15 protein-coding genes and 1 tRNA gene are annotated in these 13,886 nt (G+C 68.0%); 7 read left to right on the plus strand and 9 right to left on the minus strand.

Annotated elements, in window-relative coordinates:
- Positions 1-75 precede the first annotated feature (75 nt).
- The 3 genes from N5I32_RS04380 to gyrA form a co-directional block, all read right to left on the minus strand.
- Positions 76-474, minus strand: coding sequence for a DoxX family protein (locus N5I32_RS04380; protein WP_261494174.1), 399 nt, complete (start codon positions 472-474; stop codon positions 76-78).
- Positions 475-569: 95 nt separating this feature from the next.
- Positions 570-1,337: a hypothetical protein gene (locus N5I32_RS04385; protein WP_261494175.1), complete on the minus strand. Its 768-nt coding sequence runs from the start codon at positions 1,335-1,337 to the stop codon at positions 570-572.
- Between the two features lie 167 nt (positions 1,338-1,504).
- Complete coding sequence (gene gyrA, locus N5I32_RS04390; protein WP_261494176.1) at positions 1,505-4,237, minus strand: DNA gyrase subunit A; 2,733 nt, start codon at positions 4,235-4,237, stop codon at positions 1,505-1,507.
- Positions 4,238-4,440: 203 nt separating this feature from the next.
- Here gyrA and N5I32_RS04395 point away from each other — a divergent pair, with 203 nt between their 5' ends.
- Positions 4,441-4,722 (plus strand): usg protein, encoded by a 282-nt coding sequence (locus N5I32_RS04395; protein WP_261494177.1) that lies wholly within the window; start codon positions 4,441-4,443, stop codon positions 4,720-4,722.
- Between the two features lie 63 nt (positions 4,723-4,785).
- Here N5I32_RS04395 and N5I32_RS04400 read toward each other — a convergent pair whose 3' ends face one another.
- On the minus strand, positions 4,786-5,589 hold the full coding sequence (locus N5I32_RS04400) for an arylamine N-acetyltransferase family protein (RefSeq protein ID WP_261494178.1): 804 nt from the start codon (positions 5,587-5,589) through the stop codon (positions 4,786-4,788).
- A gap of 97 nt (positions 5,590-5,686) precedes the next feature.
- Here N5I32_RS04400 and N5I32_RS04405 point away from each other — a divergent pair, with 97 nt between their 5' ends.
- Positions 5,687-6,565 (plus strand): LysR family transcriptional regulator, encoded by an 879-nt coding sequence (locus tag N5I32_RS04405; protein WP_261494179.1) that lies wholly within the window; start codon positions 5,687-5,689, stop codon positions 6,563-6,565.
- Here N5I32_RS04405 and ocd read toward each other — a convergent pair.
- Positions 6,531-7,589, minus strand: coding sequence for an ornithine cyclodeaminase (gene ocd, locus N5I32_RS04410; protein ID WP_261494180.1), 1,059 nt, complete (start codon positions 7,587-7,589; stop codon positions 6,531-6,533). The genes N5I32_RS04405 and ocd overlap by 35 nt on opposite strands.
- Positions 7,589-8,515, minus strand: a complete 927-nt coding sequence (rocF, locus tag N5I32_RS04415) for an arginase (RefSeq protein ID WP_261494181.1) — start codon at positions 8,513-8,515, stop codon at positions 7,589-7,591. The genes ocd and rocF overlap by 1 nt, the downstream gene beginning before the upstream one ends.
- Positions 8,516-8,615: 100 nt before the next feature.
- Between rocF and N5I32_RS04420 the strand changes: the two genes are divergently transcribed.
- Positions 8,616-9,068, plus strand: coding sequence for an Lrp/AsnC family transcriptional regulator (locus tag N5I32_RS04420; RefSeq protein WP_439648175.1), 453 nt, complete (start codon positions 8,616-8,618; stop codon positions 9,066-9,068).
- Here N5I32_RS04420 and N5I32_RS04425 read toward each other — a convergent pair whose 3' ends face one another.
- The gene (locus N5I32_RS04425) at positions 9,069-9,527 is read right to left on the minus strand and encodes a disulfide bond formation protein B (protein ID WP_261494182.1); all 459 of its coding nucleotides are present in this window, start codon (positions 9,525-9,527) and stop codon (positions 9,069-9,071) included.
- Positions 9,524-10,102 carry a YqaA family protein gene (locus tag N5I32_RS04430; RefSeq protein ID WP_261494183.1) on the minus strand — a complete coding sequence of 193 codons (579 nt, stop codon included), beginning with the start codon at positions 10,100-10,102 and terminating at the stop codon, positions 9,524-9,526. Before N5I32_RS04430 ends, N5I32_RS04425 begins: the two co-directional genes overlap by 4 nt.
- 142 nt (positions 10,103-10,244) lie before the next feature.
- Here N5I32_RS04430 and ypfJ point away from each other — a divergent pair, with 142 nt between their 5' ends.
- The 4 genes from ypfJ (at position 10,245) to N5I32_RS04450 (ending at position 13,145) form a co-directional block, all read left to right on the plus strand.
- Entirely contained in the window at positions 10,245-11,105 is an 861-nt protein-coding gene (gene ypfJ, locus N5I32_RS04435) for a KPN_02809 family neutral zinc metallopeptidase (protein WP_261494184.1), read from the plus strand.
- Between the two features lie 55 nt (positions 11,106-11,160).
- Positions 11,161-11,244: transfer RNA gene (locus N5I32_RS04440), tRNA-Leu, on the plus strand.
- Between the two features lie 547 nt (positions 11,245-11,791).
- Entirely contained in the window at positions 11,792-12,382 is a 591-nt protein-coding gene (locus N5I32_RS04445; protein WP_261494185.1) for a Hint domain-containing protein, read from the plus strand.
- A 133-nt stretch (positions 12,383-12,515) separates the two neighbouring features.
- The gene (locus tag N5I32_RS04450) at positions 12,516-13,145 is read left to right on the plus strand and encodes a Hint domain-containing protein (protein WP_261494186.1); all 630 of its coding nucleotides are present in this window, start codon (positions 12,516-12,518) and stop codon (positions 13,143-13,145) included.
- Positions 13,146-13,169: 24 nt separating this feature from the next.
- Here the strand turns inward: N5I32_RS04450 and N5I32_RS04455 are convergent, their stop codons facing one another.
- Positions 13,170-13,784, minus strand: coding sequence for a nucleotidyltransferase family protein (locus N5I32_RS04455; RefSeq protein ID WP_261494187.1), 615 nt, complete (start codon positions 13,782-13,784; stop codon positions 13,170-13,172).
- Positions 13,785-13,886: the final 102 nt, after the last annotated feature.

A 13,886-nucleotide genomic window follows, 5' to 3' on the forward strand; every position in this document is an offset into this window, starting at 1 on the left:
GTACGCCAGAATGGCGCGAACGAAAAGGGGGCGGCACCGAAGCCGCCCCCCCGGTTTTCCCGTCGTTGTCCTGGATCAGGCCAGCGCCGCGCCGGCGCGGCGGGCATCAAGCGCATACTGGCCCGAACCCAGGGCCGCCACGATCAGGAGGCCGCCGGTGATGGCGAGGTTCTTGTAGAACATGATCATCTGCATCTGGTCGGCCGGTTGCAGGTGATAGAGGATCGCGGCCAGCGCGGTGAAGCCGGCAAGGGCAAGGGCGGCGAGGCGCGTCTGGAAGCCGGCGATGAGGGCGATGGCGCCGAGGATCTCCAACAGGATCACCGGCCAGGCGAGAAAGGCGGGCACGCCGGCCGAGGTCATGTAGCCGGTGAAGCCGGCGACATCCCCCAACTTGCCGATCCCGGCGATGAGGAACATGGGCGCGATCAGAAGACGCGCGGCGAGCAGGGCAATGGACTGGGTCGAGGTCATGGTCGTCTCCTGGATGACAGATGACCGCACCATAGACTATCGCATTTTCGCAGAGAATTAGCGAAGTGTTCACAGTTTCTGTGCGCAAAAAGAGATCAGAAACGCCCTCTCCGCAGGAGGGGATCGAAGGGCCGCGGCGAGGTGAAGCCGCGCTCGGCCACGGGGCGGCGCGCGTCACTGCCGCCGCCGAAGCTCCAGTTGACGCCAAGGCGGATGTAGCCGTCGGCGGGGGCAGAATCGCGACCGTCAAGGCCGGTCGTGCCTGCCGCAGCGGTGATCGCCAGGGGGCCTTGCGCGGGGTGCCAGGTCAGCCCGATCTCTGCCCCCCAGGCGCGGGTGTCGAGGGATTGTTCCTGAATCTCGGCCACTTGCGCGGCGACGTGAACCGAAAGCGCCCGCGTGACCGCCTGCGACAGCCGCGCCTCGGCCGCGACGAAGTCGAGCGCGCCGGGGCGGGCATAGCCTATGCCGGCGCGGGTCTCGAGCGTGGTGCGCCTGGTCAGGGCGAACAACCCTTCGGCCCCGGCGAAGGCGACCGTCGCCTCGCGCCCGTCGACATCGGCGAGCGATCCGAAAAGCCCGTATTTCGACCGGGTTCCCGGTTGCAGGTAGAGGTGGCCGTCGATCTGGCCCAGGTAGCCGCCGGGATAGTCGAGGGCCGACAGGTCAAGCTGTAGCCCATGCGCGCCGGTGATGCGGAAGTCGCCCGAGAGGCGCGCTTCGGCAAGGTCTTGTGAGCCGTCGCCGGTGATGCCGATTTCGGCCTCCAGACGTGACAGGCCGAGGCTCGACTGGGCCGAGGCGGGCAAGGCCATCACCAGCGCGGCGGCAGCTAGGGAAAGGTGGCGCATACTCTGGAACATCGGGAACCCCTGACATCTTGGCCGCCCTTGGGCGCGGCGCTGGTGACAGGGGTGTTATGACCCGCCGCAGGCGTTAACGAAACGATAACCTTTTCAATTGGTTAATTCGATGTTGGTTAACGGAAATCCCCGGCCGGCGGGCCGGGGGCCTGTTGTCCGGGCGGCGATCAATCGTCGGCCGCCTCACCCTCGTCCTCGCCCTGTTCGGCGATGCGCGCGACCGAGACGACCTCTTCGCCCGCGCCGGTGTCGAAGACCTTGACCCCGCCGGCAGAGCGGGACCGGAAGGAGATGCCGTCAACCGGGCAGCGGATCGACTGGCCGGTGGAGGTGGCAAGCATGATCTGGTCATCCGCGGCGACGGGGAAACAGGCGACGAGCCGGCCGCCGCGGTTGCCGGCAGAGATCGCCTTGACCCCCTGGCCGCCACGCCCGCGCACCGGGTAATCGTGGCTGGACGACAGCTTGCCCAGGCCCGAGGCGGTGATGGTCAGTATCAGATCCTCGGCTGCCGACATCTCCGCATAGCGTTCGGGCGACAGCTGGCCTTCGGCCACGGCCTCCTCCTCCTCGTCGGCCTCGTCCTCGGTCACCCCGGCCATCAGGCGGCGCTGCTTCAGATAGGCCGCGCGTTCGGACGGGTCGGCCTCGAAGTGTCGGATGACGGACATCGACACCACGCGGTCGGCAGCACCCAGGCGGATGCCGCGCACGCCGGTCGAATCGCGGCCCTTGAAGATGCGGACCTCGGTCGTCGGGAAGCGGATCGCACGCCCTTCGGCGGTGACGAGCATCACGTCGTCTGCCTCGTCGCAGATGCGCGCGTTCACCAGGCTGACGCCCTCGGGCAGCTTCATCGCGATCTTGCCGTTGCGCATGACGTTGGTGAAGTCCGACAGCGCGTTGCGGCGCACGTCGCCCTCGGAGGTGGCGAAGAAGATCTGGAGGTTTTCCCATTCCTCCTCCGGCACGTCGACGGGCATCAGCGCGGCGATCGACACGCCCTGCGCGATCGGCAGGATGTTGATGATGGCCTTGCCCTTGGCCGTGCGCCCGGCAAGGGGAAGGCGCCAGCACTTCAGCCGGTAGACCATGCCGTCGGTGGTGAAGAAAAGAAGCTGCGTATGGGTGTTGGCGACGAAAAGCGTGGTGACGACGTCGTCTTCCTTCGTTGCCATGCTGGCAAGGCCCTTGCCGCCGCGCCGCTGGCTGCGGAATTCGGCGAGCGGCGTGCGCTTGATGTAGCCGCCGGAGGTGATGGTGACGACCATGTCCTCCCGCTCGATCAGGTCCTCGTCCTCCAGATCGCCGGCCCAGTCGACGATCTCGGTCCGGCGCGGAACGGCGAAGGCCGCCTTCACCTCGTTCAGTTCGGTCGAGATGATCGCCATGATCCGCTCGCGCGAAGACAGGATCTCGAGGTAGTCCTTGATCTTGGCGGCAAGGTCCTCAAGCTCGTCGGTGACCTCCTTCACCCCCATCGCGGTCAGGCGCTGCAGCCTGAGGTCAAGGATCGCGCGGGCCTGCACCTCGGACAGGTTGTAGGTCCCGTCCTCGTTCATCTTGTGGGTGGGATCGTCGATCAGGCGGATGTAGGGGGCGATGTCGGCGGCCGGCCAGCGCCGCGTCATCAGCCGTTCGCGCGCCTCAGCCGGGTCGGCCGAGGCACGGATGGTCGCCACCACCTCGTCCACGTTCGAGACGGCGACGGCGAGGCCGCAGAGGATGTGGCTGCGCTCACGCGCCTTGCGCAGTTCGAACGCCGTGCGGCGGGCGACGACTTCCTCGCGGAAGGTGATGAAATGGCTAAGGAAATCGCGCAGGCCGAGGGTTTCGGGGCGGCCACCGTTCAGGGCCAGCATGTTGCAGCCGAAAGAGGTCTGCATCGGCGTGAAGCGGTAAAGCTGGTTCAGCACCACCTCGGGCGTGGCGTCGCGCTTCAGTTCGATGACGACGCGCACGCCGACGCGGTCGCTTTCGTCCTGCACATGGGCGATGCCCTCGATCTTCTTGTCGCGGACCATCTCGGCGATGCGCTCGATCATCGAGGCCTTGTTGACCTGATAGGGGATCTCGTCCAGCACGATGGCGAAGCGGTCCTTGCGGATCTCCTCGACCCGGGTCTTGGCGCGGATGATGACGCTGCCGCGCCCCTCGAGATAGGCCTTGCGCGCGCCCGACCGGCCGAGGATCAGCCCGCCGGTGGGGAAGTCGGGCGCCGGCACGATCTCCATCAGCGCCTCGGTCGAGATGTCGGGGTTGGCGATCAGCGCCAGCGTCGCGTCCACCACCTCGCCGAGGTTGTGGGGCGGGATGTTCGTCGCCATGCCGACGGCGATGCCGCCCGCGCCGTTGACGAGCATGTTGGGAAAGCGCGCGGGAAGGACGGTCGGTTCCTTGTCCTTGCCGTCGTAGTTGTCCTGGAAATCGACGGTGTCCTTCTCGATGTCGGCCAGAAGGGCGGCGGCGGGCTTGTCCATCCGCACCTCGGTGTAGCGCATGGCCGCCGCGTTGTCGCCGTCCATGGAGCCGAAGTTGCCCTGCCCGTCGAGAAGCGGCAGCGACATGGAGAAATCCTGCGCCATCCTGACCAGCGCGTCATAGATCGCCGCATCGCCGTGGGGGTGGTATTTCCCCATCACGTCGCCCACGGGCCGCGCCGACTTGCGGTAGGGCTTGTCGTGGCTGTTGCCGGTTTCGTGCATCGCGTAGAGGATACGCCGGTGCACCGGTTTCAGCCCGTCGCGCAGGTCGGGGATCGCCCGGCTTACGATCACGCTCATCGCGTAGTCGAGATAGGCGGTCTTCATCTCCTCCGCGATGTCGACGGTGGGACCGTCGTAGGCCATGCGGCGCGGCGTTTCGCCTTCGTTTTCAGGGGTTTCCGGGGTGTCTGTCACGGATGCTCGCCCACTTTTGATTGTCGGACCCCGGAGGGCCATATCTTGTTGTGCGCGACTATATCCCATCCAATCTATGGGGTGCAATGGCGGCCGGGCGGATATTGGCCGGGCCCCGGCGCCCAAGTCTCAACACATTGTTATCATTGAAATTCACCAGGTCTCTGCCATGTTGAAGGAACGAGGCTTTCGAGGAGGGTGCGATGCGGGCGGAAGGACCGGGCGCGGAAACCGAACTGATGCTGAAGGGATACGGGCTGACCACGGCCGAACTTTACTACCGGCTGCCGGATTACCGGCACGTTCTGAACTCGTTCATCTGGCAGGAATACGACCTTGCGCCGGACTATCCGGAACTGTTCCGGTTCATCGAGTTCTGGCAGGAAAGGATCGAGGGGCCGCTCCATTCGGTGCGCTTCTGCCACCGCAAGCTGATCGGGCCGGGCGAATGGCGCAACGTGGTGGGCGAGTTTCGCCTGCACTGAAGCGGCGCGGGGGGGCAAACGGCGGAGCCTCCGGCGGGAGTATTTGGGCCAGACTGAAAGGGGTCAGGCTGCGTTTGCCCGAGGATCGAGGCGGCGCCAAAGGCGGCTGGCAAGCGCCGCATCCGCGGGCAGGGCGAAATCGTCGCGAAGCGCCGCGGCAAGATCCTCAGGGCCGGCAAGGTCGCGCGCGCCATCCGCAGTCGAAAGGTGCCGGTCGAAGAGCGACACGCGACCCTGGCCTGTGACACGGTTCAGCATCAGGTGGTTTGGGAAGGGCGCGCCGGGATGGCGGGCGCAGAAGAAGTTCGCGGCGATCCGGTCGGCATCGGTGACGGTCGCTCCGTCGAAGCCGTAGAGCGCGAACCACCCCTCGGGTGTCGCGCGGTCCAGCACCCATTCGCCCGCACCCCGGTCGCGTCGGATGCGGAACCGGCCGAGGCGGTCGGTGACCGGGGCGGCGCGCGCGATCTCGACCGGGGCCTCGGGCGCGGGGCCGCCGAAGCCGGTGTCGGCGAGGAACCGGCGCCGGCCGAAGTGCACCACATGGGCCAGGTGCGCGCGCGGGCCACCTTGCGCCGCGCCCATCCGTACCCGCCCGAGGACGGGGCGAGAAACGTAGCCGAGCGCCGCCAGAGCCTGGCCGAAAAGTGCATTCAGTTCAAGGCAGTAGCCGCCGCGTCCCTGGTCGATCAGCTTGTCCTGCAGGGCATCGGGATCGAGATCCGGAACGATGCCGAGGAAGGGATCGGTATTCTCGAACGCGATCGTGCGTAATTGGGCGGCCTGAAGCCGGGCGAGGGCTGCGGGCGAGGGGGATTCGGCGGCGTGGCCGATGCGGGCAAGGTAGCGGGCAAGATCGAAGGTCATTTCTGTCTCGTCTAAGGCTGTGGCGGAGGGATGGCGCGATTGACCGCGAAAGGGCAATCGGCGATAGTGCATGGGTCCATCCGTTTTTGCATGGGTCATGCCGGATCATCCGCCCTTTCCCGACTGGAACGACCTGCGTGACCTTCTGCTGATGCACGAGGCCGGCAGCCTGTCGGCGGCGGCGCGGCGTGCCGGGGTCAGCCAGTCCACCATGTCGCGCCGCCTTGCGGCGCTGGAGGCCGGGGGCTTCCCGCTTCTTCTCCGTGGTGCGGGGGGCGGGCTTGAGCCGACCGCGCGCGGGGCGGCCCTGCTTCAGGCGGCGCGGGCGATGCGACAGGCGCATGACGCGCTCGTTCCGTCGCTGGAGGGGGCGGCACCCCCGATCCGCGTGGCGGCCTGCGAGGTGACGGCGGGGCTGTTTCTGGCCGATGCGCTGTCCGCATGGGCGGAGCGGGGCGGTGTTGCGGCCGATCTTTCGGTGCACGAGGATCTGTTCGCGCTGCCGCCCGCGGGCTACGACATTCTGGTGACGCCTGCCGAAAGCGCGCCCGACGGTGCCCAGGCGGTGGAGATCGGGCAGATCGACTGGGGGCTATACGCCGCGCCGGATTACCTGGCGCATTGCGCGCCGGTCCCGGGGGCCGCGACGCTGGACGGGCACAGGGTCATCCGCGCCTCTGCCTCGCTGGCGGAGATTTCGGCCTATCGCTGGCTGGCGGGGCTTGGCGGGCAGGTGGCGATGCTGTCATCAAGCCCGCTGGCACAGCGCGCGGCCTGCGAGCGCGGGCAGGGGATCGCACTGTTGCCAGGGGCGCTGGCGGCGGGGCTTGTCGCGGTGGGTCTGCCGGGGCCGCCGCCGACGCCGGTCTGGATGCTGGCGGATGCGCGCGATGCCAGCCATCCACGCATCGCCGCCTTCCTCCGCTGGGCGCGCGGCCACTTCAGGCGGCGGAGGTCATCCCCGCCTTCGCCCTGAGCAGCATGCCGTAAAGGTCGCGCGGATCGTCGGGGTCCGCGATCATGTCCAGTTCCTCGAAGAAGCCGGTCCCCTTCAGCCGGTCGTGGATGTAGCGCAGGGCCGAGAAATCCTCGATCGCGAAGCCGACACTGTCGAAAAGCGTGATCTGGCGCGGATCGGTCCGACCGGCAGCCTGGCCCGTCATGACCTGCCAAAGCTCGGTGACCGGGTGATCGGCGTCAAGCTGCTGGATTTCGCCCTCGATCCGGGTCTGGGGCGGATATTCGACGAAGATCGACGACCGCAGAAGGATGTCGCGGTGGAGTTCGGTCTTGCCGGGGCAGTCGCCGCCGACGGCGTTGATGTGGACGCCGGCGCCGACGAGGTTGTCGGTCAGGATCGTCGCATACTGCTTGTCGGCGGTGCAGGTGGTGATGATCCCGGCCCCTTCGACCGCCTCTTCGTTCGAGCGGCAGAAGACGGTCCTGAGGCCCGAGCCCTGGAGGTTGCGGATGCACTTTTCGGTCGCGGCGGGGTCGATGTCGTAAAGCCGCACGGTGTCGATGCCGCAGATCGCGCGGAAGGCCAGCGCCTGGAATTCCGCCTGCGCGCCGTTGCCGATCATCGCCATGGTCCGCGCGCCCTTCGGCGCGAGATGCTTCGCGGCCAAAGCCGACATCGCGGCGGTGCGCAGTGCGGTCAGGATCGTCATCTCGGTCAAGAGGATCGGGTAGCCGGTGTTGACATCGGCCAGAAGCCCGAAGGCGGTAACGGTTTGCAGGCCTTCCCTCATGTTCTTGGGATGGCCGTTCACATACTTGAACCCGTACATCTCCCCGTCAGAGGTGGGCATCAGCTCGATCACGCCGACATCGGAATGGGAGGCCACGCGCGGGGTCTTGTCGAACAGCGGCCAACGGCGGAAGTCGGCCTCGATGTAGTCCGCGATCTCGGTCAGGACGCGGTCGACGCCCAGATGAAGGACGAGCCGCATCATGTTGTCGACGCTGACGAAAGGAACGATGTTAAGCTTGTCGCGCATCATCCGAAACTCCGGGTCGGGCGGTCGAAGACCTTGCGGCCCATGAGCGAGCCGACGAGGTCGACCATGAGCTTTGCGGTGCGTCCGCGTTCGTCGAGGAAGGGGTTCAGTTCCACGAGGTCGAGCGAGGTGACAAGGCCGCTTTCGTGCAGAAGCTCCATCACCAGATGCGCCTCGCGGAAGGTGATGCCGCCCGGCACGGTGGTACCGACCGCGGGCGCGATGCCGGGGTCGAGGAAATCGACGTCGAGCGAGACGTGGAGGAGGCCATTCTCGGCCCGGACCTTGTCCAGAAACTCGCGCAGGGGGGCGACGATGCCGCGCTCGTCCAGCACGCGCATGTCGCAGATGGTGGCGTCGGTCTTGAGGAGCCCCGCGTGTTCCGGGCCGTCGACCGAGCGGATGCCGTAAAGACAGATGCGCTCCGGCGCGACCGGGGCGGGGAAGGGCGGGAAGGCGTCAAAGCCCGGCTCGCCCGCGATATAGGCGACCGGCGTGCCGTGCAGGTTGCCCGAGGCGGTGGTCAGTGGCGTGTGGTAGTCCGAATGCGCGTCGAGCCAGAGCACGAAGAGCGGCCGGCCCGCCGCCTGCGCATGCGCCGCGACCCCGGCGACGGAGCCGAGCGAGAGCGAATGGTCGCCGCCCAGGAAGATCGGGAAGCCCCGGCCCATCGCGCGGAGGGCGGCATCGGCCAGCGCCGCGGTCCAGCCCACGGTTTCGGCCAGCGAATGAACCGCCGGGTTGGGGCAGGTGGCGTCCCCCAGCGCAGGCAGCGCCAGGTCGCCCCAGTCCTCGGCCCGGTTGCCGGTGTCGGCGATGGCCTGCGCCAGCCCCGCGACACGGTAGGCCGCAGGCCCCATCAGGCAGCCCGCGCGCTTCTGCCCGGTGTCGATCGGGGCACCGATCAGGATGCAGGTCTTGGTCATGGATCGTTCCTTGTAGATTCAGGCTTGCGGCAAAGTGTGTTGTCGGTTTGTGTCGGATTGAACCATTCTTTTTGTCGGAACGGTCAGGGGATTGTCCGAAATGTCAGCCGGAAAGAGCGATCTGGACGAAATCGACCAGCGGATCATCGGGGAGTTGAGGCGCGACGGGCGCGCGGCGCTGTCCGATCTCGCCGACCGTCTGGGGATCGCACGGGCGACCGTGCGGGCACGGATGGAGCGGCTTTCGGCGCGGGGCGAGATCGTCGGCTTTACCGTGCTGACCCGGTCGGACGTGACTGCGCAGCCGGTGCGCGGGCTGATGATGATCGCCATCGAGGGGCGGGGGACGGAGCGGATCATGGCCCGGCTGGCCGGATTGCCGGAGATCACCGCGGTCCATTCCACCAACGGGCGCTGGGACGTGATCGCGGAGATCGGGACGCGCACGCTGGAGGAACTGGACGCGGTCCTCCTCAAGGTGCGCAACTACGAAGGCGTTCTGGCCTCGGAGACGAGCCTGCTGCTGTCGACCCGGCGGGCGAGCCGACGCTGATCAGGCGCGCCGCGTGGCGGCGGCAACCCAAAGCGCGGCGAGCGCGAAGGACAGGATCGCGTTCCAGCCCGCCATGGAGACGCCGAACAGGCTCCAGGCGATTTCGTCGCAGCGGATCAGCGGCGCGGCGTTGATCTGCGCCAGGAGATCGTCGACGCTCATCCCCCCGACCGCGCCGGAGGTGCAGGTGGTGGGGCCTTCCCACCATTTCAGCTCCACCCCGGCGTGGAAAACCCCGATGGCGCCCGTGGTGGCGGCCGCAGCGGCGCCGAGCCAGGGCAGCGCCCGATGCGCGACGATAAGCGAGAGCCCCGCAAGGACGATGGCCACCGCGTGTGGCCAGCGCTGCCAGAGGCAGAGCTTGCAGGGGGCGTAGCCGAGCGCCTGGAAGACGAAGGCCCCGCCAAGAAGGAGGAGCGAGCCGAGCCCGGCCAGGAGGATCAGATTGCGTTGCGTCACAGGTAGCGCACCAGGAGAAAGCCGCCGAGCAGGAGGCCGATGAAGAGCGTGAACAGAAGCCCGAGCCGCCGTTCGATGAAATCGCGCACCGGCGCCCCGAACTTCCACAGAAGCCCCGCCACGATGAAGAAGCGCAGGCCGCGGGCGAGGATCGAGGTCAGGACGAAGGTCGCGATCGGCATGCCGGTCCAGCCCGACATGATGGTGATGACCTTGTAGGGGAAGGGGGTCACTCCGGCGATCAGCACCGCCCAGAAGCCGAAGTCGTTGAACCTGGTGCTGAATTCGGCCATGGCATCGGCCTTGCCGAGCGAGGCAAGGATCGGCTGACCGATCTCGTTGAAGGCGAAGGCGCCTATGGCGTAGCCCAGAAGCCCGCCCAGCACCGAGGCCACGAGGGCGACAAGGGCGACAAGCCAGGCCCGCGACGGACGCGCCAGGATCATCGGGATCATCAGCGCGTCGGGCGGGATCGGAAAGACGGAGCTTTCGACAAAGGACACGACCGCGAGCGCCGGCATCGCGTGCCGGTGGCTGGCAAGCCGCATCGTCCTGTCGTAAAGGCTTCGGATCATTGCCGGAAATCTCCGTCCTGACGCGCGGCCAGCGGGGCGCGAACGGCCTTATAGGCCATGCGGCGCGGGGGACGTCAAGCGGCTTTGCGTTCGGCCGTTCCGCGCGTTATCGTGCCCCGGACGGGCAGGGAAGAGGTGCGCCATGCGGTGGCAGGGTCGTCGGCAAAGCGACAACATCGAGGACCGGCGGCGGATGGCGCGGCGGGCGGGGCCGGTCAGGGCCGGCGGGCTTGGCATCTTCGCCATCGTCGTCATCGCCTATTTCCTTGGCGTCGACGTGACGCCGGTGCTTGACGAACTGTCGCGCCAGCAGGGCGGCGGCGGGACCACGGGCAGCGCCGAACTGACCGAGGCCGACCTTCAGGCCGGGGAATTCGTGGCCGTGACGCTGGCCGACACCGAGGAGATCTGGGGCCGCGTCTTCCGCGCCGAACTGGGCGAAACCTACGTCCCGCCGGTGCTCGTCCTCTTCAAGGGCATGACGCAGTCGCCCTGCGCCACCGCCTCGGCCGCGACGGGGCCGTTCTATTGCCCGGTCGACCGCAAGATCTACCTCGACACCGAATTCTTCGTCACCCTGTCGCGGCAACTGGGCGCGGGGGGCGATTTCGCCGCCGCCTATGTGGTCGCGCACGAGGTCGCGCACCATGTCCAGGACGAACTGGGGATCCTCTCGCAGGCGAACGCCGCGCGCCAGCGGGCCAGCCAGACCGAGGCGAACGCGATCTCGGTCCGGATCGAGTTGCAGGCCGACTGCCTGTCGGGCATCTGGGCGCACCAGGCCGAGGCGGTGCTGGGCACGATCGAGCCGGGCGACCTGAAGGAGGCGCTGAACGCCGCCCGCCAGATCGGCGACGACACGCTGCAACGCAACGCCGGGCGCCAGCCGATGCCGCATACCTTCACCCACGGCACCTCGGACCAGCGCGAACGCTGGTTCGCGCGCGGCTACGAGACCGGCCGCATCGCCGAGTGCGACACCTTCGCCGCCACGCGCCTCTGAGGGCCCGCAAACCGCTTGTCTTGCGCGCCGTGGCGGGATAGATCGCAAGCCGGCGGCCCGAGTGGCGGAATGGTAGACGCAGCGGATTCAAAATCCGCCACCGCAAGGTATGTCGGTTCGAGTCCGACCTCGGGCACCAGATTGCCGCTTCCTCCCTCCTGTCCGGCCCGCACCGCCCGCGGGGACCGGGACCGGGCGGCCGCAGTTTCCGGCCTGTCGCCAATACATCGCGGAAATGCGCCTGTTCGTCGGCTGGAAACGGGCGACGGCGTGCGATTGAAGGGGGGAAGACCGGGAACTCGCGTCTTCCGTTCCCGTTCCGAAGACAATTACCGCATCTCTGCAGGTCTATTGTTCTTGGTTAGGGATCAATCTTGCTCCAGGCCGCGAAAACCCCGGCATGATGGGCGTAATAGCGCTGGTTCGGGACCGCGATTGTCTCCGTTCCGGAAGGGGGATCGCGGGGCGGACGACATAGTTTTGCCACAATCTGCTTTGTCCCCGGCCCCCGCGGCGCTAGACCAAGGGCAGGAAAACGCTGCGCCGGCGCGGGTCGCGCTTAGGCAGCAGCGGCGACACAGGGCCGGAACGGCCGGGGGAACGTGTGCAAGTGACGAGTGCTGAGGGTAGGGGAAGCACCTCGGGCCGGCGGGACGAATGCCGCCTGCGGGGCAGGGGCGCCTGACATGCCACTTCTGACAGGGGGCGGAGCGGGGGGCCTTGTCGTCGCCACCGATCGCGGAGAGGTGGCGGCAGAGACGCTGCGGGTGGGTGACCTTGTCATGACCCGCGACAACGGCTTGCAGCGCATCCGCTGGATCGGCACGCGGCGGCTTGAGGGCGAGATGCTGGACGCGGGCAACCGCCTTTGCCCTTTGCGCATCGCCCAGGGCATGCTTGACGGCTGGTTGCCGGAGGCGGAAATGCGCGCAAGCCCGAACCAGCGCATCCTGGCCCCGCGTGACCGCAGCCTGATCCGGTTCGAGGAACACGAGGCGCTGGTTTCGGCCAAGCACATGGTCGGATGCCATGCGGTCCCGGCGGCTGGATGCGACGACTGCGCCTATTGGCATCCGGTATTTGACCGGCACGAGATGATCCTGGTGAACGGCGCCTGGTGCGAGGCCTTTCACCCCGGGGACACGGCGGTGAACGGGCTGGGAAACGCGCAGCGCTTCGAGATCTACGCGCTGTTCCCGGAACTGGAGGCGCTTGTGGCCGAAGCCTCGGCACTGTCCCCCAACGCGGCGGTGATCCGGCTACCCCTGTGGCATTAACGGATCTGTGAAAACCCGTGTCCCCGGTGTGGCGGCGTGCCGGAATCCGGCGCATTTTTTGACCGAAGCGGCCACAAACCGACCGCATTGGACCGCTATTGACCTACCGTCAGGGTTGAAACGGATTGGTGCGGTGCTCGATCGGGGATTTGACGGGTCGGTGGTGTGGGCGCGGCAGGCCGCGTTCGGCGGGGATGACGCGCTGGTGCTGCCAGCCTTCCTGCAAGGCACGATGATCCTCACCGACCGCGGCGAACGGGCGGTGGAAACGCTGCACCCCGGCGACCGCGTCCTGACCCGCGACAATGGCTATCGCGCGATCCTTTGGCTGTTCCGGCGGGCCGGCCCGTCTGCGCCGCGGCCCTCGGCCCTGCCGGTGGTGGTCGCCCCCGGTGCCCTGGGCGAGGGGAGCCCGGCGCGCGAAACCGTGCTGTCGCCCGACCAGCGGCTGCTCCTGACCGGGGAGTTCGGCGCGGCACTGGGCGTCGCGTCCGAGTCGCTGGCGCGCGCGGCCGATCTTGTCGGGATGGCGGGGATCACCCGCGCCGCATCGGCCCGCGCCGACTATGTCCACCTGGCACTGGGCACGCATGAGATTCTCTGCGCGAACGGGGCCTGGACGGAAAGCCTGCCGGTATCGCCAAGCATCCTGGCCGCCCTGCCGCAAGCGGCGCGGGCGGATCTTGCCGCGCGCCTGACCGGCGGGATGAGCGCGCCGGCCCGGCCGAACGCCGACCGGCTGCGCCGCATCGCCGCCGCCTGAGCGAAGGAAGCCCCGCATTCGGCCCTAGACGGGTTTGCGGTCTTTCCCCTTCCGCCACTCTGCCCAGTCCTCGGGCGAATCGAGGTCGGTCGTGGCGTGCCGCCCCGGCAGCGGCAGAAGCCGCGCCGCCTCGCCCTCCAGGAGCTTGCGCGCGCCCTTGTCGCCGGTCAGGACGGCGATGGCCGTGAACAGGCGCAGGGGGAAGACGACCGGGTGGCCGGGCGTGTAGTCCGATGCGGTCGCGCGCAGCACTGTTTCGGGTTCATCCTCGAAAATCGTCGCGACCGTGATGAGGTCGGGCGCGGTCAGTTCCGGCATATCCGCCGGAACCACCATCAGGCCGGAAACCGCCTGCCGGCCCGCCGCGGCAACCCCCGCGCGGAGCGAGGCGGACATGCCTTCGTGCGCGTCCCCGATCGGCAGCATGCGGACCTGCAGGCCGGTCAGGACCGACTTGCGCGGCAGCGCATGGGGGCCGCCGTCGGGCAGGGTAACGAAGACGTAAGGACTGGCCGCCAACGAGAGCCGCGCAATCCGCCGCAGCATGGGCTCGTCCTCGACGGGCTCCATCAGCTTGTCGGTGCCGCGCATCCGGCTTGAACTGCCGGCCGCGGGGATGAGGATCGCGACGTTACTCATTCAAACCTGACCTGCACCCGACGCCCGGCCACCCCATGACGTGTGGGGTGGATTATCCCGTCCGCGCCGCGCGCTGGCAAGGGGAGAGACAACCGCAACGCG

Origin of the sequence: Albidovulum sediminis (assembly GCF_025380365.1) — a bacterium.
In the GTDB taxonomy this organism is placed as follows: Bacteria; Pseudomonadota; Alphaproteobacteria; order Rhodobacterales; family Rhodobacteraceae; genus Albidovulum; species Albidovulum sediminis.

Bases quoted from the DNA above. Each gene is read 5' to 3' on its own strand.
- N5I32_RS04385 (WP_261494175.1), bottom strand. From the start codon at position 1,337: ATGTTCCAGAGTATGCGCCACCTTTCCCTAGCTGCCGCCGCGCTGGTG.
- N5I32_RS04400 (WP_261494178.1), bottom strand. From the start codon at position 5,589: ATGACCTTCGATCTTGCCCGCTACCTTGCCCGCATCGGCCACGCCGCC.
- rocF (WP_261494181.1), bottom strand. From the start codon at position 8,515: ATGACCAAGACCTGCATCCTGATCGGTGCCCCGATCGACACCGGGCAG.
- N5I32_RS04430 (WP_261494183.1), bottom strand. From the start codon at position 10,102: ATGATCCGAAGCCTTTACGACAGGACGATGCGGCTTGCCAGCCACCGG.
- N5I32_RS04445 (WP_261494185.1), top strand. From the start codon at position 11,792: ATGCCACTTCTGACAGGGGGCGGAGCGGGGGGCCTTGTCGTCGCCACC.
- N5I32_RS04420 (WP_439648175.1), top strand. From the start codon at position 8,616: ATGTCAGCCGGAAAGAGCGATCTGGACGAAATCGACCAGCGGATCATC.
- ocd (WP_261494180.1), bottom strand. From the start codon at position 7,589: ATGCGCGACAAGCTTAACATCGTTCCTTTCGTCAGCGTCGACAACATG.
- N5I32_RS04455 (WP_261494187.1), bottom strand. From the start codon at position 13,784: ATGAGTAACGTCGCGATCCTCATCCCCGCGGCCGGCAGTTCAAGCCGG.
- N5I32_RS04405 (WP_261494179.1), top strand. From the start codon at position 5,687: ATGCCGGATCATCCGCCCTTTCCCGACTGGAACGACCTGCGTGACCTT.
- ypfJ (WP_261494184.1), top strand. From the start codon at position 10,245: ATGCGGTGGCAGGGTCGTCGGCAAAGCGACAACATCGAGGACCGGCGG.
- N5I32_RS04395 (WP_261494177.1), top strand. From the start codon at position 4,441: ATGCGGGCGGAAGGACCGGGCGCGGAAACCGAACTGATGCTGAAGGGA.
- N5I32_RS04380 (WP_261494174.1), bottom strand. From the start codon at position 474: ATGACCTCGACCCAGTCCATTGCCCTGCTCGCCGCGCGTCTTCTGATC.